The organism is Sphingomonas ginkgonis, assembly GCF_003970925.1.
Classification (GTDB): Bacteria; Pseudomonadota; Alphaproteobacteria; order Sphingomonadales; family Sphingomonadaceae; genus Sphingomicrobium; species Sphingomicrobium ginkgonis.
In genome coordinates this window covers 560,555-585,452 of record NZ_RWJF01000001.1, presented here as the reverse complement: position 1 = coordinate 585,452, position 24,898 = coordinate 560,555, and the positions used below count along the sequence as shown (strand labels likewise).

The 24,898-nt window shown below is 69.6% G+C and carries 26 protein-coding genes and 1 tRNA gene; 23 read left to right on the top strand and 4 right to left on the bottom strand.

Annotated elements, in window-relative coordinates; translation table 11 throughout:
• The first annotated feature begins 3 nt into the window (after window positions 1-3).
• From HMF7854_RS02885 to HMF7854_RS02860, 6 genes are read left to right on the top strand one after another with little or no spacing between them, the layout of a single operon-like run.
• Complete coding sequence (locus tag HMF7854_RS02885; RefSeq protein WP_126717723.1) at window positions 4-672, top strand: glutathione S-transferase family protein; 669 nt, start codon at window positions 4-6, stop codon at window positions 670-672.
• Window positions 669-1,031, top strand: coding sequence for a DUF1428 domain-containing protein (locus HMF7854_RS02880; RefSeq protein WP_126717722.1), 363 nt, complete (start codon window positions 669-671; stop codon window positions 1,029-1,031). Before HMF7854_RS02885 ends, HMF7854_RS02880 begins: the two co-directional genes overlap by 4 nt.
• Window positions 1,024-1,809 (top strand): VOC family protein, encoded by a 786-nt coding sequence (locus HMF7854_RS02875; RefSeq protein ID WP_126717721.1) that lies wholly within the window; start codon window positions 1,024-1,026, stop codon window positions 1,807-1,809. Before HMF7854_RS02880 ends, HMF7854_RS02875 begins: the two co-directional genes overlap by 8 nt.
• Before the next feature lie 10 nt (window positions 1,810-1,819).
• Window positions 1,820-2,323 carry a VOC family protein gene (locus HMF7854_RS02870; RefSeq protein ID WP_126717720.1) on the top strand — a complete coding sequence of 168 codons (504 nt, stop codon included), beginning with the start codon at window positions 1,820-1,822 and terminating at the stop codon, window positions 2,321-2,323.
• Window positions 2,316-3,038: a dihydrofolate reductase family protein gene (locus HMF7854_RS02865; protein ID WP_126717719.1), complete on the top strand. Its 723-nt coding sequence runs from the start codon at window positions 2,316-2,318 to the stop codon at window positions 3,036-3,038. Before HMF7854_RS02870 ends, HMF7854_RS02865 begins: the two co-directional genes overlap by 8 nt.
• Window positions 3,035-3,679 (top strand): glutathione S-transferase family protein, encoded by a 645-nt coding sequence (locus HMF7854_RS02860; protein WP_126717718.1) that lies wholly within the window; start codon window positions 3,035-3,037, stop codon window positions 3,677-3,679. The genes HMF7854_RS02865 and HMF7854_RS02860 overlap by 4 nt, the downstream gene beginning before the upstream one ends.
• On the opposite strand, the gene HMF7854_RS02855 is transcribed toward HMF7854_RS02860, so the two are convergent.
• Together HMF7854_RS02855 and HMF7854_RS02850 are read right to left on the bottom strand one after the other, a co-directional pair.
• Window positions 3,676-4,248 (bottom strand): J domain-containing protein, encoded by a 573-nt coding sequence (locus HMF7854_RS02855; RefSeq protein WP_239016809.1) that lies wholly within the window; start codon window positions 4,246-4,248, stop codon window positions 3,676-3,678. The genes HMF7854_RS02860 and HMF7854_RS02855 overlap by 4 nt on opposite strands.
• Window positions 4,245-4,757, bottom strand: a complete 513-nt coding sequence (locus HMF7854_RS02850) for a hypothetical protein (RefSeq protein WP_126717716.1) — start codon at window positions 4,755-4,757, stop codon at window positions 4,245-4,247. Before HMF7854_RS02850 ends, HMF7854_RS02855 begins: the two co-directional genes overlap by 4 nt.
• 36 nt (window positions 4,758-4,793) lie before the next feature.
• Here HMF7854_RS02850 and HMF7854_RS02845 point away from each other — a divergent pair, with 36 nt between their 5' ends.
• From HMF7854_RS02845 to nusB, 5 genes are read left to right on the top strand one after another with little or no spacing between them, the layout of a single operon-like run.
• Window positions 4,794-5,078: a BolA family protein gene (locus HMF7854_RS02845; protein WP_126720031.1), complete on the top strand. Its 285-nt coding sequence runs from the start codon at window positions 4,794-4,796 to the stop codon at window positions 5,076-5,078.
• Window positions 5,075-5,977, top strand: coding sequence for a pirin family protein (locus tag HMF7854_RS02840; protein WP_126717715.1), 903 nt, complete (start codon window positions 5,075-5,077; stop codon window positions 5,975-5,977). The genes HMF7854_RS02845 and HMF7854_RS02840 overlap by 4 nt, the downstream gene beginning before the upstream one ends.
• Window positions 5,978-5,996: 19 nt before the next feature.
• Complete coding sequence (locus tag HMF7854_RS02835; RefSeq protein WP_126717714.1) at window positions 5,997-6,698, top strand: glutathione S-transferase; 702 nt, start codon at window positions 5,997-5,999, stop codon at window positions 6,696-6,698.
• On the top strand, window positions 6,695-7,606 hold the full coding sequence (locus tag HMF7854_RS02830) for an alpha/beta fold hydrolase (RefSeq protein ID WP_126717713.1): 912 nt from the start codon (window positions 6,695-6,697) through the stop codon (window positions 7,604-7,606). The genes HMF7854_RS02835 and HMF7854_RS02830 overlap by 4 nt, the downstream gene beginning before the upstream one ends.
• Entirely contained in the window at window positions 7,603-8,055 is a 453-nt protein-coding gene (gene nusB / locus HMF7854_RS02825; RefSeq protein ID WP_126717712.1) for a transcription antitermination factor NusB, read from the top strand. Before HMF7854_RS02830 ends, nusB begins: the two co-directional genes overlap by 4 nt.
• Before the next feature lie 21 nt (window positions 8,056-8,076).
• Here the strand turns inward: nusB and HMF7854_RS02820 are convergent, their stop codons facing one another.
• Window positions 8,077-9,045 (bottom strand): alpha/beta hydrolase, encoded by a 969-nt coding sequence (locus HMF7854_RS02820; RefSeq protein ID WP_126717711.1) that lies wholly within the window; start codon window positions 9,043-9,045, stop codon window positions 8,077-8,079.
• A 51-nt stretch (window positions 9,046-9,096) separates the two neighbouring features.
• On the opposite strand from HMF7854_RS02820, the gene thiL reads away from it, so the two are divergent.
• From thiL to HMF7854_RS02760, 12 genes are all read left to right on the top strand, one after another.
• Window positions 9,097-10,032, top strand: a complete 936-nt coding sequence (gene thiL / locus HMF7854_RS02815) for a thiamine-phosphate kinase (RefSeq protein WP_126717710.1) — start codon at window positions 9,097-9,099, stop codon at window positions 10,030-10,032.
• Window positions 10,033-10,223: 191 nt separating this feature from the next.
• Entirely contained in the window at window positions 10,224-12,359 is a 2,136-nt protein-coding gene (locus HMF7854_RS02810; RefSeq protein ID WP_126717709.1) for a sodium-translocating pyrophosphatase, read from the top strand.
• A gap of 209 nt (window positions 12,360-12,568) precedes the next feature.
• Window positions 12,569-12,817, top strand: a complete 249-nt coding sequence (infA, locus tag HMF7854_RS02805) for a translation initiation factor IF-1 (RefSeq protein ID WP_126717708.1) — start codon at window positions 12,569-12,571, stop codon at window positions 12,815-12,817.
• Window positions 12,817-13,389 (top strand): Maf family protein, encoded by a 573-nt coding sequence (locus HMF7854_RS02800; protein WP_126717707.1) that lies wholly within the window; start codon window positions 12,817-12,819, stop codon window positions 13,387-13,389. The genes infA and HMF7854_RS02800 overlap by 1 nt, the downstream gene beginning before the upstream one ends.
• A complete protein-coding gene (locus HMF7854_RS02795; protein ID WP_126717706.1) occupies window positions 13,382-14,320 on the top strand; it encodes a ribonuclease E/G in 939 nt (312 codons plus the stop codon). The genes HMF7854_RS02800 and HMF7854_RS02795 overlap by 8 nt, the downstream gene beginning before the upstream one ends.
• 76 nt (window positions 14,321-14,396) lie before the next feature.
• Window positions 14,397-16,610 (top strand): response regulator, encoded by a 2,214-nt coding sequence (locus tag HMF7854_RS02790; protein ID WP_126717705.1) that lies wholly within the window; start codon window positions 14,397-14,399, stop codon window positions 16,608-16,610.
• Window positions 16,588-16,974 (top strand): PAS domain-containing protein, encoded by a 387-nt coding sequence (locus HMF7854_RS02785; protein ID WP_126717704.1) that lies wholly within the window; start codon window positions 16,588-16,590, stop codon window positions 16,972-16,974. Before HMF7854_RS02790 ends, HMF7854_RS02785 begins: the two co-directional genes overlap by 23 nt.
• 32 nt (window positions 16,975-17,006) lie before the next feature.
• Window positions 17,007-17,195 carry a DNA gyrase inhibitor YacG gene (locus tag HMF7854_RS02780; protein ID WP_126717703.1) on the top strand — a complete coding sequence of 63 codons (189 nt, stop codon included), beginning with the start codon at window positions 17,007-17,009 and terminating at the stop codon, window positions 17,193-17,195.
• Between the two features lie 41 nt (window positions 17,196-17,236).
• Window positions 17,237-17,312 (top strand) — tRNA-Phe (locus tag HMF7854_RS02775).
• 200 nt (window positions 17,313-17,512) lie between these two features.
• Entirely contained in the window at window positions 17,513-18,745 is a 1,233-nt protein-coding gene (locus HMF7854_RS02770; protein ID WP_126717702.1) for an efflux RND transporter periplasmic adaptor subunit, read from the top strand.
• A complete protein-coding gene (locus HMF7854_RS02765; RefSeq protein ID WP_126717701.1) occupies window positions 18,742-21,954 on the top strand; it encodes an efflux RND transporter permease subunit in 3,213 nt (1,070 codons plus the stop codon). The genes HMF7854_RS02770 and HMF7854_RS02765 overlap by 4 nt, the downstream gene beginning before the upstream one ends.
• Window positions 21,951-23,369: an efflux transporter outer membrane subunit gene (locus HMF7854_RS02760; RefSeq protein WP_239016808.1), complete on the top strand. Its 1,419-nt coding sequence runs from the start codon at window positions 21,951-21,953 to the stop codon at window positions 23,367-23,369. Before HMF7854_RS02765 ends, HMF7854_RS02760 begins: the two co-directional genes overlap by 4 nt.
• On the opposite strand, the gene HMF7854_RS02755 is transcribed toward HMF7854_RS02760, so the two are convergent.
• Complete coding sequence (locus HMF7854_RS02755) at window positions 23,366-24,895, bottom strand: tryptophan halogenase family protein (RefSeq protein ID WP_275401999.1); 1,530 nt, start codon at window positions 24,893-24,895, stop codon at window positions 23,366-23,368. The genes HMF7854_RS02760 and HMF7854_RS02755 overlap by 4 nt on opposite strands.
• Between the last annotated feature and the right edge of the window lie 3 nt (window positions 24,896-24,898).

The window sequence follows — 24,898 nt, the reverse complement described above, 5'->3', positions numbered from 1 at the left end:
GCCATGCCGATCTCACCGGATGCTCCCATCGAGCTCACCACCTTCGGATGGGTTCCTCCCTTCGCCCGCGGGCAGGTCCGCGACCTTCGGGTCCGCTGGGCGCTCGAGGAACTGGGGCTCGACTACAGCCTCAGGCTGATCGGGCCGCCGCCGCAAGGCTATGAGCGCGACCAGCCCTTCTGCCAGGTGCCCTGCCTGCGCGAGGGCGAAGTGCAGCTGTTCGAGAGCGGCGCCATCGTCCAGTATCTCGGCGAGAAGGACGAGCGCCTCCTGCCCCGCGATCCCACCGCCCGGGCGCGCGCGATCCAGTGGTGCTACGCCGCCCTGAACAGCGTCGAACCCGCGTTGATGAACTTCGCGACGCTCGACACCTTCTACCCCGGCGAGGAATGGGCGAGGCTGCGCAAGCCCGGCGCTGAGCAGTTCCTTCGCGGCAAGCTCCAGCGTCTCTCCGACTGGCTCGGCGACTCCATGTGGCTGGAGGGCGAGCGCTTCACCGTCGGCGACCTGCTGATGGTGACCGTGCTGCGCATCCTCGGCGGCGAGGGCGGGCTGCTGGCCGACTATCCCGCGCTCGACTCCTACCGCGCCCGGGGCAGCGAGCGCCCCGCCTTTCAGCGCGCGCTGGCCGACCAGCTCGCCTTGTACAACGACCAGGAGGTAGCCGCATGAGCTATGTCGACGGTTTCGTGATCCCGGTGAAGACCAGCGACAAGCAGGCCTTCATCGACCATGCCCGGAAGGCCGATCAGCTGCTGATCGACGAGGGCGCGCTGCGCATCGTCGAATGCTGGGCCGAGGACGTACCCGAGGGCAAGCAGACGGACTTCTATCGCTCGGTCGACCGCCAGGAGGGCGAGACGGTCTGCTTCTCGTGGATCGAGTGGCCCGACAAGGCGACCCGCGACAAGGCGTTCGCCAAGATGATGGAGAGCCCCGAGCTGATGGCGATCGCGGTGCCGTTCGACGGCAAGCGGATGATCTTCGGGGGCTTCACACCCCTGGTAGTGCTGGAGAAGAGCAATGGGTAACCCGCACGGAAGCTTCATCTGGTATGAGCTGATGAGCCCCGATCCCGAGGGCGCGAAGACCTTCTACGACGCGGTCGTTGGTTGGGACATCGAGCCGAAGCCGGCCGGCGAGCTCGACTACCGGATGATCCGGCGCGGCGACGGCGGCAACGCCGGCGGCATCCTCAAGCTCGATCAGGCGATGCAGGACCAAGGCGCGAAGCCGACCTGGCTCGGCTATGTCGGGGTCGACGACGTGGACAAGTTCGTCGAGGCGGCGACCGCCAGGGGCGCGCACACGATCATGCCGCCCTGGTCGGTCGAGGGGATCGGCCGAATGGCGTTGATCGCCGACCCGCAGGGCGCCGTCCTGTACGTGATGAAGCCGACCCCGCCCGGCGGCGATCCCGACGCGACCAGCGACGTCTTCTCGGTCGACGCCAAGGGCCGGGTGAACTGGAACGAGCTTTCGACCTCGGATCCTCAGGCGGCGCTCGACTTCTACGGTCCGCTGCTCGGCTGGGTGAACCACGACACGATGCCGATGGGCGAGCTCGGCGGCTACCATTTCCTCGACCATCACGACCTGCGCTTCGGCGCCACCTGCGGCACCATGGGCGGGCAGCCGCCGGCGTGGCGCTACTACATCGGCGTCGACAGCATCGAGCGCGCCAAGGCGGCGGTCGAAGCGCAGGGCGGCACACCGACGATGGGTCCGCACGAGGTCCCCGGCGGCAGCTGGATCCTGCTCGGACGCGACCCGCAGGGCGCCGAGTTCGCGCTCGTCGGCGGCAAGTAGGAGCAAGCGGATGACCGACAGCAAGCTCGTCACCGTCCTGTGGTTCGACAAGGGCGAGGCGCGGAAGGCGGCGGAGTTCTACGCCCGCACCTTCCCCGACAGCAGGGTCGGCTCGGCCATGGCCGCGCCCGGCGACTATCCCTCCGGCGCAAAGGGCGACGAGCTGCTCGTCGAGTTCACCGTCTTCGGCCGCGCCTTCGCCGGGCTGAACGGCGGCCCCTATTTCAAGCCCAACGAGGCGGTCAGCATGATGGTGGTCACCGAGGACCAGGCCGAAACCGATCGCTACTGGGACGCCATCGTCGGCAACGGCGGCGCGGAGAGCGAATGCGGCTGGTGCAAGGACCGCTGGGGCTTCTCCTGGCAGATCACCCCGCGCGTCCTGCTCGAGGGCAATGCCAATCCCGACCCGGCGGTCGCCCGGCGGGTGTTCGACGCCATGAACCGGATGCGGAAGATCGACGTCGCCACGATCGAAGCCGCCGCGCGCGGCGAGCAGCCCGCCGATGCGTAACATCCTCGCCAGCGTCTTCCTGTCGCTCGACGGGGTCATGCAGGCCCCCGGCGGCCCGACCGAGGACCCGACCGGCGGCTTCGCCCATGGCGGCTGGCTCGCGCAGTTCTTCGACGAGGAGGTCGGGCAGGCGATCGGCCACTTCTTCGACCGCGACTATGCCCTCCTGCTCGGCCGCCGCACCTACGAGATCTTCGCCGCCTACTGGCCCTATGTCGGCGGCGAGACCAGCGGATTCGGCGAGGTGTTCGACCGCATGGGGAAGGACGATGGCGAGCTCGCCGCGATCCAGATGGGCGAGGATTTCACCCGCGCCGACAAATATGTCCTGACCCGCGGCTCGCCCGACCTCGGCTGGTCCAACAGCCACCGTCTCGCCAGCCTCGACGAGCTCCGCGCCGTGCGCGCTGGCGAGGGTCCCGACCTCCTCATCCAGGGCAGCTCGACCCTCTACCCGCCGCTGCTCGAGGCCGGGCTGCTCGACCGGCTGACCGTGATGACCTTCCCCGTCGTCCTCGGCCGGGGCAAGCGCCTGTTCGGAGACGGCACCCCCGCCGAGGCGCTCAAGCTCGTCGATCATCAGGTGACCCGTTCCGGCGCGGTGATCGCCACCTACGAGCCCGGGGGCGCGGTCGAACAGGGCTGGGCCGGCCCCGAGACCACCAGCAATCGCGAGGTCGCGCGCCAGCAGCGGATGGCGGAGGACCGCTGGTGAGCCTCGTCCTCTACGGCCACCCGTTCAGCAGCTACACCTGGAAGGCTTTGATCCCCCTGTGGGCGGACGGCACCGACTTCGAGTTTCGCTCGGTCGAGCAGCATGGCCCCGAGTTCGCCGCCCTGGCGCCGTTCGGTCAGTTCCCGCTCCTCGTCGACGAGGGCCAGGTCGTCGCCGAAAGCTCGATCATCATCGAGCATCTTCAGCGCCGCCATCCGGGTCCCAACCGATGGATCCCGGACGGCGACGCCGGCCTCCGAGTCCGGTTCCTCGACCGGGTGTTCGACCAGCGGGTGATGGACCGGGCGACGGTGCCGGTCGGCAATGCGCTGCGGCCGGAAGATCGGCGCGACCCCTACGGCGTCGAGCAGGCGCTCGCCAGATTGCGCGCGGCCTATGACTGGCTGGAAGGCGAGCTGCCCTCAGATGGCTGGGCAGTCGGCGAGACCTTCACGATGGCCGACTGTGCCGCTGCCCCGGCGCTCTTCTACGCCGACTGGGTCGAGCCGATCGGCGACCGGCGCCCGCGGCTGCTCGGCTACCGCCGGCGGCTGCTCGCCCATCCCGCGGTCGCGCGGGCGGTCGAGCAGGCCCGCCCCTACCGTTCCTATTTCCCGCTCGGCGCGCCCGACCGCGACTAGGCCGCGAACGCCCGCGCCTGGCGCAGCCGCTGCCAGGCGTCGATCACTTCGCGCAGCTGCTTCTCATGCCGCCGGTCGCCGCCGTTGCGATCCGGATGGTAGCGCCGGACCAGCTCCGAGTAGCGCTTGCGCACCGCGTGCAGATCGCTCTCCTCGTCGAGGCCGAGCACGTCCAGCGCATGCATCTCCTCGCCGCTGAAGCGCGAGCGGCGCGGCGGCGGACCGGCCGGCCGGAACCGCGCCGAAATGGCGTCGAGCGGGTCCTTGAAGTCGCCCCACGCCGGCCCGGGATCGCCGCCGGGCCCATAGGCGAAGACGCGGGTCGACCGGTCCCAGCCGGCGGTCGGCGACTGCGCTTCCTGGATCTCCTCCGGGCTCATCCCGGCGAAGTAATTGTAGGTCTGGTTATGCTCGCGGACATGCGCGAGGCAGAGCCAGCGCCATTGCCCGGGGCCATTGAAGCTGGACGCGGTGAGGGGCGCCTTGAACTCGCCCGGCTCCTCGCATCCCGGCACCGCGCAGCGCTCCGCGGCGCCCTCGACCCGGCCGTGGAAATGCGGCCGCTTCACGCCGGCGTCTCCCAGCGGAGGTCGACTCCTTCCCCGGTCGGCAACGCCGCCCATGCCTGCTGGAACCCGGCCAGCTCGCGCCGGACCTGCTCGAGCGTGTCGAGCGGGAGCAGCGGCACCGGGACCAGCGAGGCCTCGCAGCCGCTGCGCGCCATGGCGGCGATTCCGGCAACGTCGCCGCTGCTCCCCGACCACAGGTCCGCCTCGAACGCCTCGACGATCCGCTCGGCCTGCACCACCGGGACGATCGCCGGGTCGGGCTCCGCCGCCCGCTTGGCGCTGGCATGCCCGCCGGCCTTGGCCATCTCTCCGACTGCGCCGGGCGAGCGGCCCGCCGCCACCAGCCCCCAGAAGCCCTGTCCGAACCCGAACGCGCGCTCGACCAGCAGGTGCACCGCGTCGTGCGGCACCGGGCCTTTCTTCGGGAACTCGAACGACAGGCGCGAGCCGTCCGGCCGCACCGCGTCCAGCCGATCGCTCCGCTCGCCCTTGGTGATCCTGATGTCCATTCTTCCTCGTCGTGCCAGCCGGCCTATATGGGCGGCATGGACAGCGAATCCACCGGCCCGGTCGCCACCGAGATACGTCGCCGCCTCGAAGCGGCGCTCGCCCCCACCATCCTGTCGCTGCGCGACGACAGCGAGCTCCATCGCGGCCACGCCGGCCACGATTCGCGCGGCGAATCCCACTTCACCCTCGCCATCGAAAGCCTCGCCTTCGCCGGCAAGAACCGCGTCGAACGCCAGCGCCTCGTCTATCGAGCCCTGGCCGAATTGATGCACGAACGCGTTCACGCGCTGGCAATCCAGGCGAAGGCGCCGGGCGAATGATCAACGACAATCCTCTCCTGCAGGTGCTAAAGCCCGTCACGCATGACCTCGGCGGCTTCAAGGTTCACCGGACGCTCCCGCACCGGGAGCGGACGATGGTCGGGCCCTTCATCTTCTTCGACCAGATGGGTCCGGCGCGGCTCGGGGCCGGCGAGGGGATCGACGTCCGGCCGCACCCGCACATCAACCTGGCGACGGTCACCTACCTGTTCGACGGCGCGATCGACCATCGTGACAGCCTCGGCACGCTGCAGCGGATCGAGCCCGGCGCCGTCAACCTGATGACGGCCGGTCGCGGGATCACCCACAGCGAGCGGTCGCCCGCCGACCAGCGCGCCGCCGGACCCGCGCTCGACGGGATCCAGACCTGGCTCGCGCTGCCGCAGGACAAGGAGGAGCTCGCCCCGGCCTTCGAGCATGTCGCCGCCGGCGACCTCCCCCACCTCGAGGGCGAGGGCGTGTCGCTCCGCCTGATCATGGGCGAGGCCCATGGCGCCCGCTCGCCTGTCACCCAGCATTCGGCGACCCTCTACGCCGCGATCGACCTTGCCCCGGGCGCCTCGCTCGAGCTGGACCGCGAGGCCGACGAGCGCGCGGTCTACCTCATGAGCGGCGACGCCAATGTCGACGGCTTCGAGCTCGGCGTCATGGAGCTGGCGCTGCTCGCCCCCGGCACCCGGCCGGTGCTCCGCTCGCTCGGCGGCGCGCGGCTGATGCTGTGCGGCGGCGCGCCGATGGACGGGGAGCGGATCGTCTGGTGGAACTTCGTCTCCTCCCGCCGCGAGCGGCTGAACGAGGCGAAGCGGGCATGGCGCGCCGGCGAGTTCGCGCTGCCGCCGTCCGACGACGACGAATGGATACCGCTGCCCGAAGTGCCGTTGACCGTCAGCTATCCCTGACCGACGAAAGGCGCCGCCGATGACCTATGACCTGTGGTACTGGCCGACCATCCCCGGCCGCGGCGAGTTCGTCCGGCTGGTGCTCGAGGCGGGCGGCATCCCCTACCGCGATCGCGCCCGCGAGGAGGGTGCCGAAGCGCTGATGAAGGACCTGGCGAGCCGTGGCGAGCGCGAGCCCTTCGCTCCGCCCTACCTCGTCGACGGCGACTTCTGCATCGCGCAGGCGCCGCACATCTGTGCCTGGCTCGGCGACCGCCACGGGCTCGGCGCCGGCGACCTGCCGACCGACCTGTGGCTGATCCAGCTCCAGCTGACGATCGCCGACGCCGTGGCGGAGGTGCACAACATCCACCATCCCGTCGCGCTGATGGAGACCTACGAGAAGCAGAAGGCGGAGGCGGCGCGCGCGGCGGAGGGCTTCCGGCGCGACCGCATCCCCAAGTTCCTCGGCTATTTCGAGCGCTCCCTCGCCGGCCGCGAGTGGTTCGCGGGGTCGAAGTGGAGCTTCGCCGATCTCTCGCTGTTCCAGCTGGTCGAGGGCCTCCGCTACGCTTTCCCCCGCCGCATGGGCGCGGTCGAGAAGGACGTGCCCGGCGTCGTCGCGCTGCGCGACCGGGTCGCCGCCCTGCCCGAGCTGCAGGACTATCTCCACAGCGACCGCCGCCTCCCCTTCAACGAGAACGGCATCTTCCGCCACTATCCCGAGCTCGACGCCGAATGACCGAGTTCCGCCGCCTGCCCCTGTCCACCGGCGTGACCCTCAACGTCGCGCTCGACGGCCCGGCCGACGCGCCGCCGGTCATCCTCCTCCACGGCTTCCCCGAGAGCCACCGCACCTGGCGGGTCGTCGCGCCGCTGCTGCGCGACCGCTTCCGGCTCGTCATGCCCGACCAGCGCGGCTTCGCCGGGTCCGACCGCCCGCAGGAGGTCGAGGCCTACAAGGCCGAGACCTTGGTCGCCGACATCTTCGCGCTCGCCGACGCGCTCTCGATCGACCGCTTCGCGCTGGTCGGGCACGACTGGGGCGGGGCGATCGCCTGGGCGGCGGCGATCAAGGGCGACCCGCGGCTCACCCGCCTCGCCGTCGTCAACGCGCCGCACCCGGTCGTCTTCCAGAAGAGCCTCGTCGAGGACGAGGCGCAGCGCGCCGCCTCGCAATACATCACCGCCTTCCGCACCCCCGGGTTCGAGCAGGCGGTCGAGCGGATGGGGTTCGATACTTTCTTCGACAAGAGCTTCGCCGGCCATGTCGACCTCGCCATCATCCCCGCCGCCGAACGCGCGCAGTACATCGCCGAATGGTCCCAGCCGGGCGGGCTCACCGCCATGCTCAACTGGTACCGGGCAAGCGCGGTGATGGTCCCGCCGCCCGGGCTCACCGTGCCCCTCCCCGATTTCCTCCTCCGCGCCTTCCCGCGGATCCACGTCCCGGTGCTGGTCGTCTGGGGGATGCGCGACAAGGCGCTGCTCCCGGTCCAGCTCGACGGCCTCGACACGCTGGTCGACGAGCTCGCCATCGCCCGCCTCGACGGTGTCGGCCACTTCGCCCCATGGGAGGCGGGCGTGCGGGTCGCCGCGGTCCTCGCGCCTTTCCTTGGCCATGATGCGGGGCTAGGCGGCGCGCCATGACCATGACTCGATCCAAGACCCGCTCGGCGGCGCGCCTCGCCGCGGTGCAGGCGCTCTACCAGCAGGAGATGGAGGGCACCGCCACGCCCCAGCTCCTCCACGAATTCCACCACCACCGGCTCGGCGCGACGATCGAGGGCGCCGAGTATCACGACGCCGAGGTCGACTTCTTCGACGACATCGTCCGCGGCGCGCTCGCCCGCCGCGAGGAGATCGACGGCGCCATCGCGGGTCGCCTCGCCGAAGGCTGGAAGCTCGAGCGGCTCGACCGCCCGATGCGCGCCATCCTGCGCGCCGGCGCCTACGAGCTGATGGCCCGCCGCGACGTTCCGGTCGGCACCGTCATCAGCGAATATCTCGACGTCGCCCACGCCTTCTACGACAAGAAGGAAGCGGCGTTCGTGAACGGCCTTCTCGACAGCATCGCCAAGACGGTCCGCGGCGACTGACCGCGCGCGACCGCGGCGGCTCTAAGGATCGCGGCGATCGAGGAAGGCGAGTGGGATGTCGACCCGCTCGCGCCACGCCGTCTCGTTGTGCTCGGCTCCGCTGAAGGTGCGGAACATGAAGTTCGGGGCGCGCCATCCGGCCGCCTCCAGCACCGGTACGAGCCGGTCGGTATAGGGCCCGTAGCTCCCGTCGAGCGTCTTGCTGCCATGGTCGATGTAGAGCCGGTTGATGCCCGGCCGCATCCGGCTCTGCCGCAGGTAGCGCCGGAACACGTCGGCCACCTCGACCGCCGCCGAAGCATGGTCCACCCCCTTCTCGGTCGGGCTGGCGAGCGCGACGTGCATCGACAGGCAGGCGGCCTGGCCGAACACCTCCGGATATTCCGCCAACGCATAGAAGCTCATCAGCCCGCCCATTGACGAGCCCATCACCGCCGTGTCCTCGCGCCCGGGCAAGGTCCGGAACTCGCGGTCGACCCGCCGCTTCACCTGGCCGACCAGGAAGCGGAGATAGTCGTCGCCGGCGAGCGGCCCCTTGGGATCACCACTGTCGAGCTCGCTCACCCGCTTGCGGAACCCCGGCGAGAGCAGGGGAAACAGCTTGGCCGGGAACAGGCTGTCGTAGCGCGAGCGCGGGCTCTGCACCCCGACTACGATCCAGGCGCGGAGGTCCCCCTGCCGGACCATCCGCGGGATCGCCTGGTCGAGCCCCCAGACCTGGTCGAACTTGGTCAGCCGGCGGTCGAACAGGTTCTGGCCGTCGTGCATGTAGAGCACCGGGTAGCGCGCGCCCCGGCGGGCGTCGTAGCCGGGCGGGAGCCAGACCCAGACCGTCATCCGGCCCGCTGCGCCCCCGTCGAGCGACGGCCAGGTCACCACCCGCCCCTCGCTCACCGCCGGTACCATCGCGGAGGGGTCGTCCGTCGTCGCCAGCGCCGGACCGGCGACGATCGAGAGGAGCAGGGCGAACAGGGCTTTCAAGCGGGTCATGGCTTGGGTCTATAAGGCCTCGGTGACCATCCGCAGCCCCTTACCCGCCGCATGAGCGGCGAACAGCAGATCCTCGCGGCGCTTCGCCCGCTGGCGACCGACCCGGCGGCACGCGGGCTGCTCGACGACGCCGCGCTGCTCGACGGGCTGGTGCTGAGCCACGACACGATCGCCGAGGGGGTCCACTACCTGCCCGACGATCCGCCCGACAGCGTCGGCTGGAAGCTCGCCGCGGTGAACCTGTCCGATCTCGCCGCCAAGGGCGCGGCCCCGGCCGGCGCGCTCCTGTCGCTGACCCTGCGCGGCGACAGCGAATGGGAGGAACGGTTCCTGCGCGGCTTCCACGCCGCCTGCGAGAGCTACGGCCTGCCGCTGCTCGGCGGCGACACGATCGCGCTTCCCGACGGGGCGCCGCGCGTGCTCGGGCTGACGGTGCTCGGCCGGGCGGGCGCGCGCACCCCCTCGCGCGGCGGGGGGCGGCCGGGCGATCGGCTGTGGGTCGCCGGCGTGCTCGGCGACAGCGCCGCGGGGCTCGACTGCCTGCGCCGCGACACCAAGGCGGAAGGACCGCTCGTCGACGTCTACCGCCGCCCGATCCCGCAGCTCGCCGCCGGCCGGGCGCTGGCGGGGGTGGCCAACGCGATGATGGACGTGTCCGACGGCCTGCTGCTCGACGCCGCGCGCCTCGCCGATGCCAGCGGCTGCGGCGCCGACATCGCGCTCGACACGCTCCCGCTCAGCACCAGCTTCGTCGCGGAGCGCGGGGCCGGCCTCGACGCCCGGCTGTTCGCGGCGACCGGGGGCGACGATTATGCGCTGCTCTGCGCGCTCCCCGCCGGCGTGGACCCGAACGCAACGCTTTGTTTACCCGAAGGGACGAGAATGGCCGCAGTCGGATCGCTGACCGACGGGATGGGCATTCACCTGACCGACGACGGCGAGCCGGTGCCCCTGCCGGAGCGTCTCGGTCATGAGCATTTCGCTTAGCCTTCGCCAGTTCGCCTTCGCCGCCGCCGGTCTGGTGTGCGGCATGCTGACGGCGCTTGCCGTCCATTAATCCAACCTTCACCCAAGGCGCTGGACAGCGGCCGTTTCGCCGCTAGGCTCCCCCCGTTTCGTAAGGCCGTTCACCGGTCGCGGATGAACGGCTCCACCGTCTGGGAGGGGGTTGTTCACCGATGAATCTCGTACTCATCGCCATCGTGTGCGGCGTCATCGCCGTGCTCTATGGCATCGTCACCAGCCAGCAGGTGCTGCGTGCACCCGCCGGCAACGCGCGCATGATCGAGGTCGCGACCGCGATCCAGGAAGGCGCCGCGGCCTATCTCCGTCGCCAATATACCACCATCCTGATCGTCGGCGTGATCGTCGCCGCGCTCGTCTTCCTGTTCCTCGGCGGCCTCTCTGCCATCGCCTTCGTCACCGGCGCGGTGCTGTCGGGCGCCGCCGGCTTCATCGGCATGAACATCTCCGTCCGCGCCAACGTCCGCACCGCGGAAGCGGCGCGCAGCGGCCTCCAGAAGGGTCTCACCGTCGCCTTCCGCTCGGGCGCCGTCACCGGCATGCTCGTCGCCGGGCTGGCGCTGCTCGCCATCGCCGTCCTCTTCTACGTGCTGGTCGTCCCGCTCGGCTATGCGCCCGACGCGCGTCCGGTCGTCACCGCGCTGACCGCGCTGGCGCTCGGCGCCAGCCTCGTCTCCATCTTCGCGCGGCTCGGCGGGGGCATCTTCACCAAGGCCGCGGACGTCGGCGCCGACCTCGTCGGCAAGGTCGAGGCCGGAATTCCCGAAGACGACCCCCGCAACCCGGCCGTGATCGCGGACAACGTCGGCGACAATGTCGGCGACTGCGCCGGCATGGCCGCGGACCTGTTCGAAACCTATGTCGTCACCGTCGGCATCACCATGGTTTCGGTCGCACTGGCGCTGAAGGGCTCGCCGCTGCTGCTGCCGGTAATGACGCTGCCGCTACTGATCGGCGGCGTCTGCATCATCACCTCGATCATCGGCACCTACATGGTCAAGCTCGGCGCCAAGGAATCGATCATGGGCGCCCTCTACAAGGGCTTCTGGACGACCACGCTGCTCGGCGCGGTCGCCATCTTCGGGGCCGCCTGGTACGCCTTCGACGGCAACCTCGGCCAGACCGTCAGCACCGCGGCCGGAACCAGCTTCCCGGTCATGAACCTCGTCTGGGCGAGCATGGTCGGCCTCGCCGTTACCGCGCTCATCGTCTGGATCACCGAATATTACACCGGGACCAACTTCCGTCCGGTCAAGTCGATCGCCGCCGCCAGCCAGACCGGCCACGGCACCAACGTCATCCAGGGGCTCGCGATCAGCCTCGAATCCACCGCGCTCCCGACCATCGTGATCGTCGTCGGGCTGATCGTCTCCTTCCAGCTCGCCGGCTTCCTCGGAGTCGCCTACGCCGCCTCGGCGATGCTCGCGCTCGCCGGCATGGTGGTCGCGCTCGACGCCTATGGCCCGGTCACCGACAATGCCGGCGGCATCGCCGAGATGGCGGGGCTGGAGGAAGAGGTGCGCCACCGCACCGACGCCCTCGACGCCGTCGGCAACACCACCAAGGCGGTCACCAAGGGCTATGCGATCGGTTCGGCCGGGCTCGCCGCGCTCGTCCTGTTCGGCGCCTACACCGCCGACCTGCGCGAGTTCGGGGCGCAGATCGGCGTGTCGGCCAACCTCGACACTTTGTTCAGCCTGTCCAATCCGTACGTCATCGTCGGGCTGCTGCTCGGCGCCCTGCTGCCCTATCTGTTCGGGGCGATGGGGATGACCGCGGTGGGCCGGGCCGGCGGCGCCGTCGTCGAGGAGGTCCGCGGCCAGTTCCGCGACAATCCCGGGATCATGGACGGGTCGTCGCGGCCCGATTACGCCCGCACGGTCGACCTCGTCACCCGCGCCGCGATCAAGGAAATGATCATCCCCTCGCTGCTGCCGGTGCTGGCGCCGATCGTCGTCTACTTCGTGATCGGACTGGTCGGCGGCCGCGACAACGGCCTCGCCGCGCTCGGCGCGCTGCTGCTCGGGGTGATCGTCTCGGGCCTGTTCGTCGCCATTTCGATGACCTCGGGCGGCGGCGCCTGGGACAATGCCAAGAAGTACATCGAGGACGGCAACTTCGGCGGCAAGGGCTCGGAGGCGCACAAGGCGGCGGTCACCGGCGACACCGTCGGCGACCCTTACAAGGACACCGCCGGCCCCGCCGTCAACCCGATGATCAAGATCACCAACATCGTCGCGCTGCTGCTGCTCGCGGCGCTGGCGGGTGGGGGCTCGATCGTCACCGGCTGATCCTCTTCAGATCCGGACCAGTCTGGCCCCGCCCGGCACGTCCGCGGCGGGGCCTTTCTTTGCCCTTGTACCGCCGGATCGCACATCCCAGATACACAGCACGACGAGCCGCCTGTGCGCGGCTCTCTTCGCGCATCCAGCGCACGACGCTTTCCATAACGGTCCCGTGTCGCTAAGGGAGCGCGGCTTTTCTCACGCAAAGGAATTTCATGGCCAAGGAAGAACTTCTCGAGATGCGCGGCCGGGTGGTCGAACTGCTGCCCAACGCCATGTTCCGCGTCGAGCTCGAGAATGGTCATGAAATCCTCGGCCACACCGCCGGCAAGATGCGCAAGAACCGCATTCGCGTTCTCACCGGGGACGAGGTACTGGTCGAACTCACGCCCTACGACCTGACCAAGGGCCGGATCACCTATCGCTTCATGCCCGGTCGCGGGGGCCCCGGCCCGCAAGGCTGATGCGGCTGGTCCTCGCGTCGGCCAGCCCGCGCCGGCTCGATCTGCTGGCCCGGATCGGCGTCGTTCCCGACGCCGTCCTTCCCGCCGACATCGACGAGAGCGTGCCTGCCGGCGAGCTCCCACGAGACCATGCGCTGCGCCTCGCCGCCGAGAAGGCGGCGGTCGTCGCCGCTCGCGAGCCCGAGGCGCTGGTACTGGCTGCCGACACAGTGGTCGCCGTCGGCCGGCGGATCCTGCCCAAGGTCGAGGACGAAGAGACCCTGCGCGCCTGCATGGCGCTCCTCTCCGGACGCCGCCATCGGGTCATGACCGGGGTCGCGCTGGCCGCTTCAGGCCAGACGCTGCGGACCCGCGTCGTCGAGACGATCATCACCATGAAGCGCCTGTCCGCCGAGGAGATCGACCATTATGCCGGGCATGGCGAGTGGCGCGGCAAGGCCGGTGGCTACGCGCTGCAGGGCTATGGCGAGGTCTATGTCCGCCACATGAGCGGTAGCTATTCCAACGTCGTCGGCCTGCCGCTCGCCGAGACGCGCCACCTGCTCAAGGCCGCGGGACACTCCCTTGCCTGAGTGGCTGGTCGAGCATGGCCTGGGCGAGGACCGGGCCGTGCTCGTCGAACGCGGTACCATCATCGAGGCGCGGATCGACCTTCCCGGCGTGGTGCGCGCCGGAACGCTCCTCCCAGCCCGCTTGCGGAGGTGCGGCGTTCCCGCGCTCGCCCAAGCCGGTGCCGCCGAATATCTCCTGCCGCGCGGCGCCGGGGTGCTCAGCGAAGGCGCGGCCTGCACGATCGAGGTGACCCGGGAGACCATCCCCGGACCGGAAGCCTGGAAGCGCCCGCTCGCAGCCCTTGCTGACGCCGGCGGACCGACCGAAGAGCCGCCGTCGCCCGCACGCACCCTCGTGTTTCCCGCGCCGACCGACGAACTCGAAGGACTCGGCTGGTCGGATCTGCTGGAGGAGGCGCGGAGCGGGATCGTCCGCTTTCCCGGCGGGGAGCTGCGCCTCCATCTCACGCCGGCGATGACCCTGATCGACGTCGACGGAACGCTGCCTCCGCTCTCGCTGGCCAAGGAAGCCGCGACCGCCGCAGCCAGGGCCATTCGCCGGCTCGGGATCGGCGGCTCGATCGGGATCGATTTTCCGACGGTGACGGGCAAGGCCGAACGCCAGCTGGTCGCCGCCGCCCTCGACGACGCGCTGCCGAAGCCGTTCGAGCGAACCGCGGTGAACGGCTTCGGCTTCCTCCAGCTGGTCCGCCCGCGTCGCCGTGCCTCGCTCCTCGAGCATGCCGCCGACCGCTCCGGATTCGAGGCACGGGCGCTGCTCCGTCGAGCGGTGCAGGGCTCGGGCGTCCTCACCATCCGCGCCTATCCGGGCATCGTGCACTGGCTGGAGACCCGACCCGACCTCCTGGCGCTCCTCGCCCGGCAGCGCGGCGGAGCCGTGCAGCTGGTCGCCGCGCCCGAGCTCAAGATCGGCCGGGCGGAACTGGCCTAGGCCTCGTTACACTGACGTTATCGGCTGGAACTTAGCTCAAAGCGGCGCTATCTGCTTCGGCGAGGGACAAGAGGCGATGAGCGAGACCGCAACGGTTTCCCATCGGTATGAGCGTACGGAAGCGCCGGGCCGGGACAAGCAGGCCCGGCTTTCGGCGCTGGAGCGCTACTTCCTCGTCGACACGCCTCGCGAACCGGTGTTCGACCGCATCGTCGAACTCGCCGCCGACTTCTGCGACACCCCGATTGCGGCCTTTAATCTGGTCGGCGACGGGCGCGAGTGGATCAAGGCCGAAGTCGGTCTCGGCCGCGACCATTGGCCGTTCGCCCCCTCCATCTGCGCCCACGCGGTTCAGGCGGCAGGATCCTTCGCCGTCCCCGACCTCAACGGTGACGAGCGCTTCTCCCGGCACCCGCTGGTGACCGGTCACGGCCTTCGCTTCTACGCCTGCGTGTGCCTCGAGACGGATGACGGCTATGCGCTCGGCACGCTCTGCGTCGCCGACCGGGAACCGCGCCCGACCGGGCTTCTCCCGCGCCAGGCGCGGCTTCTGGAACTGCTTGCCCGCCAGGTGATGACCGAACTGGAGCTGCGCCGCTCGCGCGCCAGCCGCGAGGCGGAGTCGGAGCAGCGCACCCGTTCCCTCCAGTTGATCGCCCAGGAGCTCACCGAGGAGACCGCAAGCCGCGAGGCCGCGCAGGACCTGCTGCTCCAGGCGCAGAAGATGGAGGCGCTCGGCCAGGTCGTGAGCGGGGTCGCCCACGACATCAACAATGTCCTTGCGGCCGTGCAGGGTGCCTTCGCCATTCTCGGCAAGCGGGTCGGCGACGAGCAGCTACGCTTCGTCATCGAGCAGGGCCACCGCGCGGGCGACCGTGCCGGCGCGATCGTCCGGCAGATGCTGTCCTTCGCCCGGCACGAGCCGGTCCGACCGCGGGTGCTGCGCCTGCAGGACGTCCTCCCCCCGCTGGAAACGATGCTCTGCCACGCGATCGGCCGCCGCCATCGCTGTTCGCTGATGGTCGCCGAGGACTGCCAGCCGGTGCTCGCCGACCCGCATCAGCTCGACGTCGCCCTGCTCAACCTGGCGATCAACGCCCGCGACGCCATGCCGACGCCCGGCGTGCTCGCGATCCGTGCTGCCAATGATCGCGACGGCCGGGTCCGGATCAGTGTAACCGACAGCGGCATCGGGATGAGCGAGCATGTGCTGGAGCGGGCCCGCGAGCCCTTCTTCACCACCAAGGGGAGCGCGGGCACTGGGCTCGGCCTGGCGCAGGTCCACAGCTTTGCCGCCACGGCAGGCGGCCTGGTGGAGATGCGAAGCACGCTCGCGCAGGGGACAACCGTGTCGATCCTGCTGCCGCCCAGCGCGGTCGAGCTGACCGACGTTACGCGCGTCGCGGTCCCCTCGGAGCTGCAGGGCAATGCCACCATCCTCCTGGTCGACGATGACGATCAGGTGCGCGCGATCACGGCGGAGCTGCTGCGCGACCAGGGTTATCAGGTCCGGGAGGCGCGCAACGGGCCGGCAGCGCTCGCCTACGCCGCGCTCAATCCGATCGACCTGCTGCTGACCGACATCGCGATGCCCGGAATGGAAGGCCCGGATCTCGCGCGCCATCTCCGCCATGATCGCGAGGACCTGCCGGTATTGTTCGCCAGCGCGCTGGCCGAGGCATTGGACCCGGCCGCCGGGCTGATGCTGGTCAAGCCGTTCACCCCGGAGGAGCTCTCGCTCCACGTGCTCGAGGCGCTCGGCCGGCTGCCGGCGGGGTCGGCGAAGCGGTTGTCGGGTGGCCCGCTCGAGCCGCCGCGACTGGTCCGCCATCTGCGCGACGACCGGCTGCGGCTCGCCTATGAGCGCTGGGCGGCAATCCGCGGGACGCGTCGTCTTCCGTCCCTCGACGACTTTGATGTCGACGGGCTGGCGCTGGACGAGATGATGTTCTGCACGGTCGAACCGGGCACGCCCGAGGCGAAGGTGCGCGTCGACCGGCTCGGCGAAGCACTGGAGCGCCGGCTCGGCCGTCCGCTGGACGGATTGCCGCTCGCGATCGGCGATGAGGATCTGTTCGGCTCGATGAGCGGCGCTTACCGCCGCTGCCAGGCCACGCTCGCCCCGGAATATGACTGGGCGCGCTTCCGCATGGGCGGCGAATCAATCCGCATCGACCGCCTGGTCCTCCCCTTCGCGGCGGACAGCATTCGGGTATCGCATCTTGTCGGCGTGATTCTGTTCACCGAGCCATCGGAGGGCGCCCGCCATGTCGACAACGATTCCCCCTGATTTCGACGATCCGGATCTGGCGAAAAAGGTCGAGCAGCTCGGCACCGACGTGATCGACGAACTGCCGTTCGGGGTCATCCGCCTCGACGACGAGGGCGTCGTCCAGCTGTTCAGCCGGAGCGAGGCGAAACTCTCCGGCTACGGCTCGCGTCCCGCGCTCGGCCGCCGCTTCTTCCTCGACGTCGCACCCTGCATGAACAACGACCGCTTCGTCGGCCGCATCGAGGCCGCCCGGAAGCGCGGCGATCTCGACATCGAGTTCGGCTTCGTCGGCGATTTCTCGGACCGCGACCGCGAGTTGCGGGTCCGGGTCCAGCCGGCCGCGGCGGGCGGATACTGGCTGTTCATGCAGCGCGAGCATTGAGTTCGCCGCCCTGCCCGACCATCTAGCGGCCGATGAGCCGTTCGCCCTCCACCCAGTCCAAGCCCTGCCCGCTGTGCGGACAGCCCGCCGAACCCGCGCATGCGCCGTTCTGCAGCCGCGGGTGCAAGGACCGCGACCTCTTGCAATGGCTTGGCGAGGGATACCGGATTCCGGGCCCGCCGGCTGATCCCGGGCTGGACAGCGGCCCTGAGCACGATTAGGGGAGCGCTTCCCGGCGCGGCCCAGGCTTGCGCGACGGTGGGCCCAGGTAGCTCAGTTGGTAGAGCATGCGACTGAAAATCGCAGTGTCGGCGGTTCGACCCCGTCCCTGGGCACCACAGCTTAGCCCGGCTGGCCCGGTCTCTCAGATTACATCCGCCTGACGAAACCGCCGCTTTGGTCGGAACGCGGGTGAAGCAGGCCGCGTTTGGCGTGCTCGACCGCCAGTTTTGAATGCGGACGAACAGCGTCAACCTTTCGACCAGTGGTGGAGCGTCTCATCTGTCTGCCTCCTTCCGGCTCCCCTAAGTCGCGCACCATGCTGAGTCGCACCCTCACCATCTTCCTGCTCGCTGGCGTTGCCGCCGGCTGTTCCGGCGCGTCGAAGGAATCCAGCAGCCGCCAGCGTGGCCCGACCCAGGTGGGCTTCGTGGTCGTCAGCCCGACCAGCGTCCCCCTGCTGACCCAGCTCGACGGACGCACCAGCGCCTTCCAGACCAGCGAAGTCCGGCCGCAGGTCAACGGAATCGTCCGCAAGCGGCTGTTCACCGAGGGCGGCTACGTCCGCGCCGGCCAGCCGCTTTACCAGATCGATCCCAGCATCTATGAGGCGGCGGCCGACCAAGCCTCCGCCAACCTCTCGGCCGCGCAGGCGACCGCCTCGGCGGCACAGACCCGCGCCGCGCGCTATCGCCCGCTGGCGCAGATGCAGGCCATCTCGCAGCAGGACTATACCGACGCCGCTGCGCAGGCCCGCCAGGCGCAGGCGCAGGTCTCGCAGAATGCCGCGGCGCTGCGCACGGCGCGCATCAACCTCCGCTACACCAGCATCCCGGCGCCGATCAGCGGCCATATCGGCCGCTCCCTGTTCACGGTCGGCGCGCTCGTCACCGCCAGCCAGGCCAGCCCGCTCGCGGTGATCCAGAACACCGACCCCATCTACGTCGACATCCAGCAGTCCAGCGCGGACATGCTGACGCTGCGCCGTGAGCTGATGGTCGGCGGCGTCTCGCCGGGCAGCACCCAGGTGCGGCTCAAGCTCGATGACGGCAGCGACTATGGCTATACCGGCACGGTCCAGTTCAACGAGGTCACCGTCGACCAGACGACCGGGACGGTCACGCTCCGCGCGCGCTTCCCCAATCCCAAGGGTCTGCTGATGCCCGGCATGTTCGCCTCGGCGATCTTCACCCAGGCCATCGACAACAATGTCTTCCTTGTCCCGCAGCAGGCCATCGTCCGCGATCTCGGTGGCAAGGCGGCCGTGTTCGTCGTGGGGCCGGGCGGCAAGGCCGTCCGCAGGGTCGTCGACGCGACCCGCACCTACCAGAGCTACTGGGTGGTCAAGGGTGGCCTGAACAAAGGCGACAAGGTCATCACGCAGGGCACCAACGGGCTCAAGAACGGGATGGCGGTTCGTGCCGTGCCGGCCAGCACGCCCGAACGGCTGATCCCGCGCGCGCCGGGCGCGGGTGGCAAGGGAGGCCGCGGCGGGGGCGCTGGCGGTGGCGGTGGCGCCGGACAGGGCGGTGGCGGAGGGTCGGCGGGTTGATCTCGCGCATCTTCATCGATCGCCCGATCCTCGCCTGGGTGCTCGCCATCATCGTCATGCTCGCGGGCATCGGCGCGATCCGCGGCCTTCCGATCGAACAATATCCGGACATCGCACCGACCACGATCAACATCCGCGCGACCTATCCCGGCGCCTCGGCGAGCGCGCTTGAAAGCAGCGTCACCCAGATCATCGAGCAGCAGCTCACGGGAATCGACGGGCTGCTCTACTTCAGCTCGCAGTCGAGCTCGCGCGGGTCGGTCAGCATCACCGCGACCTTCAGCAAGGGCACCAACGCGGACATCGCGCAGGTTCAGGTCCAGAACAAGGTCCAGCAGGCGATCACCCGGCTGCCCACGCAGGTCCAGCAGCAGGGCGTCACGGTCACCAAGTCGAACCCCGACTTCCTCCTGCTCGTCGGCGTGTATGACGAGACCGACCAGCGCACCAACATGGACGTGTCCGACTATCTCGCGTCCAACATCCAGGATCCGCTGTCGCGAGTGACCGGGGTTGGCGACGTCAACGTGTTCGGCGCGCCGCACGCGATGCGGATCTGGCTGAACCCGTCCCGCCTCGCCGCCTTCTCGCTGATGCCGAGCGACGTGATCAACGCCATCACCGCGCAGAACACCGAGGTCGCGGCGGGCGAGGTGGGCGGCACGCCGTCCCCGCGCGGGCAGATGCTCGACGCGACCGTCACCGCCCAGTCGCGTCTGCAGACGCCCGAGCAGTTCAAGGCGATCGTCGTCAAGGCGGACAACAATGGCGGCGTGGTCCGCCTCGGCGACGTGGGCCGGGTCGAGCTTGGCTCGGAAAACTACAGCACCATCATCAAGATCAACGGCCACCCGGGCTCGGGCATGGCGCTGTCGCTCGCGCCGGGCGCCGACGCGCTGAAGACCGCGGAACTGGTCAAGGCCGAGGTCCAGCGGCTGTCGGGCGGTTTCCCCGAAGGGTTGAGATACGCCTACGCCAACGACACCACCGATTTCATCAAGCTGTCGGTCCGCGAGGTCGTGAAGACGCTGATCGAGGCGATTGTCCTCGTCGTGATCGTCATGTTCGTCTTCCTCCAGAGCTGGCGCGCCACGCTGGTCCCGGCGATCGCCGTCCCGGTCGTCCTGCTCGGGACCTTCGCCATCTTCTACCTGGCCGGCTTCACCATCAACACGCTGACCCTGTTCGGGCTGGTGCTCGCCATCGGCCTCCTGGTCGACGACGCGATCGTGGTGGTCGAGAATGTCGAGCGGCTGATGGAAGAAAATCCCGGGATGTCGGCGCGCGATGCCACGCTCCAGTCGATGCAGGAGATCACCGTCGCACTCGTCGCCATCGCGCTCGTGCTGTCGGCCGTATTCCTGCCAATGGCCTTCTTCGGCGGCTCCACCGGCGTCATCTACAAGCAGTTCTCGCTGACGATCATCTCGGCGATGATCCTCTCGGTGCTGGTGGCGCTGGTGCTCAGCCCGGCGCTGACCGCGACGCTGCTCAAGGCGCCGACACCGAAAGGCGAGCAGCCGAGCTACGGCTGGCTTGACCGCCGTGCGCCGGCGATCGGCCGCTTCGTCCATCGCGGCCAGAACTGGTTCAACCGGACCTTCGACCGCACCATCGATCGCTACGAGAATGGCGTGGTCCGGGTGATCGACCGCAAGTGGCTGTTCCTGATCATCTACGCTGTCCTGTGCGCGATTCTCGCGCTGCTCTTCTTCCGGCTGCCCACCGGCTTCCTGCCGACGGAGGACCAGGGTGCGGCGCAGATCCAGTTCCGGCTCCCGCCGGGCGCGACCCTTGACCGCACGCTCGCGGTGCGCGACCAGATTTCCGACTATCTCCGCAAGCATGAAGCGAAGAATGTCCAGACCACCTTCCTCGTCGCCGGCGGCGGTGGTGGCGGTGGAGCCGTCGGTCAGAACACCGGGCAGGGCTTCCTCAACTTCGTCAACTGGGACAATCGCCCCGGCAAGGACAATACCGCCGACGCGATCGTCCAGCGCATGTCGAGCGCCTTCCGCGGCATCCGCGATGCACAGGTGTTCGCCACGGTTCCCGCCGCGGTCCGCGGCTTGGGCCAGTCGAACGGCTTCACCATGGAGCTGCAGAACAGCAGCGGCATGCCGCGCGACCGATTCGTCGCCCTGCGCGACCAGCTGCTCGCCCAGGCCAATGCCAATCCCAAGCTGACGGGGGTCCGCCTCAGCGACCTTCCCGACGTCGCGACGCTCAAGATCGACGTCAACGAGAACCGGCTGACCTCGCTCGGGCTCAACCAGGGGGACGTCAACACGACCCTCTCGACCGCGTGGGGTGGTCGCTACGTCAACGACTTCGTCGACCAGGGGCGGGTCAAGCGTGTCTATGTGCAGGGCGACGCTCCCTACCGCTCCGATCCGGCCGCGCTCGGCCAATGGTACGTCCGCGGCTCGGACGGGCAGATGGCACCCTTCTCCGCCTTCGCCCGCACCGGCTGGAGCGTTGCGCCGAGCAGCATTTCCCGCTTCGAGGGGGTCAGTGCCTTCGAATTCCAGGGCCAGCCCGCGCCGGGCGTGAGCTCGGGCGAGGCGATGGACGAGATCGCCAAGCTCGCCGGCGCGCTTCCCGGCACCTCGATCGCCTGGGCCGGCGTCTCCTACCAGGAACGGCTCTCCTCGGGTCAGGCGCCGCTGCTCTACGGCCTGTCGCTGCTCGTCGTCTTTCTCTGCCTCGCCGCGCTCTACGAGAGCTGGACCATCCCGGTCGCGGTGCTGCTGGTGATCCCGCTTGGGCTGGTCGGCGCGGTCTTCGCAGTGACTCTGCGCGGGCTGCAGAACGACGTCTATCTGCAGATCGGTCTGCTCACGACGATGGGCCTGGCGGCCAAGAACGCCATCCTCATGATCGAGTTTGCCGAGCAGGCGGAGAAGCAGGGCAAGCGCGTCATCGATGCCGCGCGGGAGGCGGCACGGATTCGGCTCCGCCCGATCCTGATGACCAGCTTCGCCTTCATCTTCGGCGTGATGCCGCTCGCCCTGTCGACGGGCGCGGGCGCCAACAGCCGGATCGCGATCGGTACCTCGGTGATCGGCGGCATGCTGACCGCGACCCTGCTCGCAATCTTCTACATCCCGCTCTTCTTCGTGGTGGTCCGCCGCGGCGTTCGCGACGGGCTGAAATATGTCCGCGAGCATTTTCGTCGCCGACCGCCGGCGCAGGAGGCCACGGCATGATGAGGAGGCTGGCGCCGTTCGTCATGCTGGCCGCCGCCGGCTGCGCGACCCTCGAGCCGACGCTGAACCAGCCGGCGCTGCCGGTCCCGGCCAGCTGGCCGGTCGGCGACCCCTATCTGCGTTCGAGCGAGGCCACGCTTCCGGCCGTCACCTATGCGCAGCTGTTCGTCGATCCGGGTTTGCAAACCCTGATCGCGCAGGGACTTCGCAACAGCCGCGACCTGCGCACGGCACTGTACAACGTGGAAGCGGCGCGGGCGCAGGTGCGGATCACCCGCGCCAACCAGTTGCCGGAGGTGACGTCCAGCGGGTCCGCGCGCGAGAGCTTCAATGGCGGTTCGCGGGCGAGCGGCGGCGGCTTCCAGAGCAGCTTCGGCGCCAACGTCGGCGTCTCCTACGACCTCGACCTGTTCGGACGGCTTCGCTCGCTGACCCGATCCGATCAGGACCGGCTGTTCGCGACGGCCGCCGCCGCTCGCGCCACGCGCCTCGCGCTGGTCGGGCAAATCGCTCAGGCGTGGGCCGAATATGCCGCGGACTCGACGCTGCTCGCCATTTCCGAGCAAACCGTCGCCATCGCGCAGGATAGCGTCCGCATTACCAACCTGCGGCTGCGCGGCGGGATCGCGCCGCGGACCGACCTGCTCCAGGCCCAGCAGGTGCTCGAAACCGCCCGCGCCGACGCCGCGCTGCAGCGGACCAACCGTGCGCAGGACATCAATCTGCTGCAGCTTCTGGTCGGCGCGCCGATCGATGTGCGGCTGCTGCAGAACTCGATCGCCGATGCCAACCGGACCCTGGTCCCGCTCCCCGCCGGGCTCGACAGCCGCGTCCTGCTGCGCCGGCCCGACGTGCTCCAGGCGGAGTATAATCTGCGCGCCGCCAACGCTCAGATCGGCGCCGCGCGGGCCGCGCTGTTCCCCGACATTTCGCTCACCGGCCTGCTGGGGCTCGCCAGCACTGCGCTCACCGGCCTGTTCAGCGGCAGCGCGTTCAGCGCCTCCGCGGGGGCAGGGATCACCTATCCCATCTTCAACGCGGGGGCGACGCGCGCCCGGGTGCGGCAGACGGAGGCGCAACGCCAGGCCCTCCTCTCCAGCTACGAGCAGGCGATCCAGTCCGCCTTCCGCGAGGTGGCCGACGCGCTCGCCACGCAGGGCACGATCGGCGAGCGGCAGCGCGCCAGCCGCGCCAATGTGGGAGCAAGCGCCGAGACGTTGCGGCTGGTCCAGGCGCGCTACCGCGGCGGCATCGACCCGTTCCTCAACGTGCTCGACGCACAGCGCAGCTACTACACGGCACAGCGGTCGCAAGTGGCCGTCCAGCTGGCCGCCGCCACCAACACGGTCGACCTCTACCGTGCGCTCGGCGCCGACAGCTCGCTTGAGCTCATCCCGATCGAACCGGGCCGCTAGCCAGGCGAACCAACCCGCTCGGCTCGATCGAGCCTTTCCAGCGCCGCGGAGTGAGCGGGATAGTGACCCGCGCACGCGGTCAGGAAATGCTCGACCCTGGCCATGTCGGCGGCCCGGACGTTGTCCGGGACCGGGCTCAGCACGGACGGGAAATTGCCATAGCCGCCGAACAGGCAGTGCCAGCTGATCGCCGGATAGTAAGCAGCAATGCCCTGCCGGTCGATTTCCTCGACCATGTCCCGGCCGGTGAACCAGCAGGTGAAGAGCGCTTTCAGGCTGTCCGACAGCTGGTCATGGCCGGTCGCCTCCTGCCAGTAGCGGGTGTCGCCGCGGGGCGCGGCCCGGTAGTGGGCGACGATATAGTCGCGGATACCCTCGATGCGGGACGCGCAGCCGCGATTGAAGTCGGCCCGTGTCCGGTCAGTGGCTCCCTCCTGCTCGAACGCGGCGATGAAATCCTCAACTGTCGCAAGAACAACGTGCAGCGCGGTCGCCTCGAGCGGTTCGACGAAGCCCTGCGCCAGCCCCACCGCCAGCGCGTTGCGGACCCAGCTGCGCTCCAGCCGGCCGACCTTCATCTCGAGATGGCGGACCTCCGCGTCGGCAGCCAGCCCGACATGGCTCCGGAACTCGCTCGCCGCCGCTTCGTCGGAACAGTGGCGCGACGAATAGACGTAACCGTTGCCGATGCGGCTCGTGAGCGGAATGTGCCAGGCCCAGCCCGCCGACAGGGCCGTGCTGCGGGTGCATACCCCCGGACCCTCCGCGGGAAGTGGTGTCGGAGCGACCACCGCGCGGTCGTTGAACAGGTTCTCCGCGAAGCTCCGGTGCGGCTCGCCAAGGGCGCCTTCGAGGATCAGTGCGCGAAAGCCGCTGGCGTCGACGAACAGGTCGGCCTCGAACCGGCGCCCATCGTCCCCCAGCAGCGCTTCCACATCGCCATCGGGCGCCAGAACGGTCTCGACGATTCGAGCATCGGCATGGACGACCCCGCGCGAGGTCGCCACCTCCCGCAGGAAACTGCCCATCAAGGCGGCGTCGAAATGGTAGCCGTAGCTCGTGTCGAACGGGAAATCGGCGGCCGGGAGCGGCGCCTTCGCGGCGGCGGCGAGGCGGGCCGGGAGGAAGAACAGGTCCGGGTGCGCCGGAACATCGACGCCGAGCCGCCGAAGCCGGCAATGATGGAAGAAGTCGCCCGCGGTGTGGACATCCAGCGCGGTCGGGAACGGGTGGAAATACTGGTCGAAGCCGGGCCGGTCGGACCAGCCGCGGAATTGGATGCCCGTCTTGTAGGTGGCATGGCAGCGCGGCATCCACTCGCGCTCGGCGATTCCCAGTGCATCGAAGAAGGCCTTCAGCTGGGGAGTCGAGCCTTCGCCAACCCCGATGATGGGAATGGCGCTGCTCTCGATTAACGTGATCCGGGTGCCCCGGCTGCCCCAGCGCTGCTGGAGCAGGCAGGCCGCCATCCATCCCGCGGTTCCCCCGCCGAGGATGCAGATGCTGGGCGGCGCGCCCCCGCTCACCTG

Coding starts and splice junctions, on each gene's coding strand:
- HMF7854_RS02885 (WP_126717723.1), top strand. CDS start 4: ATGCCGATCTCACCGGATGCTCCCATCGAGCTCACCACCTTCGGATGG.
- HMF7854_RS02880 (WP_126717722.1), top strand. CDS start 669: ATGAGCTATGTCGACGGTTTCGTGATCCCGGTGAAGACCAGCGACAAG.
- HMF7854_RS02875 (WP_126717721.1), top strand. CDS start 1,024: ATGGGTAACCCGCACGGAAGCTTCATCTGGTATGAGCTGATGAGCCCC.
- HMF7854_RS02870 (WP_126717720.1), top strand. CDS start 1,820: ATGACCGACAGCAAGCTCGTCACCGTCCTGTGGTTCGACAAGGGCGAG.
- HMF7854_RS02865 (WP_126717719.1), top strand. CDS start 2,316: ATGCGTAACATCCTCGCCAGCGTCTTCCTGTCGCTCGACGGGGTCATG.
- HMF7854_RS02850 (WP_126717716.1), bottom strand. CDS start 4,757: ATGGACATCAGGATCACCAAGGGCGAGCGGAGCGATCGGCTGGACGCG.
- HMF7854_RS02845 (WP_126720031.1), top strand. CDS start 4,794: ATGGACAGCGAATCCACCGGCCCGGTCGCCACCGAGATACGTCGCCGC.
- HMF7854_RS02840 (WP_126717715.1), top strand. CDS start 5,075: ATGATCAACGACAATCCTCTCCTGCAGGTGCTAAAGCCCGTCACGCAT.
- HMF7854_RS02835 (WP_126717714.1), top strand. CDS start 5,997: ATGACCTATGACCTGTGGTACTGGCCGACCATCCCCGGCCGCGGCGAG.
- HMF7854_RS02830 (WP_126717713.1), top strand. CDS start 6,695: ATGACCGAGTTCCGCCGCCTGCCCCTGTCCACCGGCGTGACCCTCAAC.
- nusB (WP_126717712.1), top strand. CDS start 7,603: ATGACCATGACTCGATCCAAGACCCGCTCGGCGGCGCGCCTCGCCGCG.
- HMF7854_RS02820 (WP_126717711.1), bottom strand. CDS start 9,045: ATGACCCGCTTGAAAGCCCTGTTCGCCCTGCTCCTCTCGATCGTCGCC.
- thiL (WP_126717710.1), top strand. CDS start 9,097: ATGAGCGGCGAACAGCAGATCCTCGCGGCGCTTCGCCCGCTGGCGACC.
- HMF7854_RS02810 (WP_126717709.1), top strand. CDS start 10,224: ATGAATCTCGTACTCATCGCCATCGTGTGCGGCGTCATCGCCGTGCTC.
- infA (WP_126717708.1), top strand. CDS start 12,569: ATGGCCAAGGAAGAACTTCTCGAGATGCGCGGCCGGGTGGTCGAACTG.
- HMF7854_RS02800 (WP_126717707.1), top strand. CDS start 12,817: ATGCGGCTGGTCCTCGCGTCGGCCAGCCCGCGCCGGCTCGATCTGCTG.
- HMF7854_RS02790 (WP_126717705.1), top strand. CDS start 14,397: ATGAGCGAGACCGCAACGGTTTCCCATCGGTATGAGCGTACGGAAGCG.
- HMF7854_RS02785 (WP_126717704.1), top strand. CDS start 16,588: ATGTCGACAACGATTCCCCCTGATTTCGACGATCCGGATCTGGCGAAA.
- HMF7854_RS02780 (WP_126717703.1), top strand. CDS start 17,007: ATGAGCCGTTCGCCCTCCACCCAGTCCAAGCCCTGCCCGCTGTGCGGA.
- HMF7854_RS02770 (WP_126717702.1), top strand. CDS start 17,513: ATGCTGAGTCGCACCCTCACCATCTTCCTGCTCGCTGGCGTTGCCGCC.
- HMF7854_RS02760 (WP_239016808.1), top strand. CDS start 21,951: ATGATGAGGAGGCTGGCGCCGTTCGTCATGCTGGCCGCCGCCGGCTGC.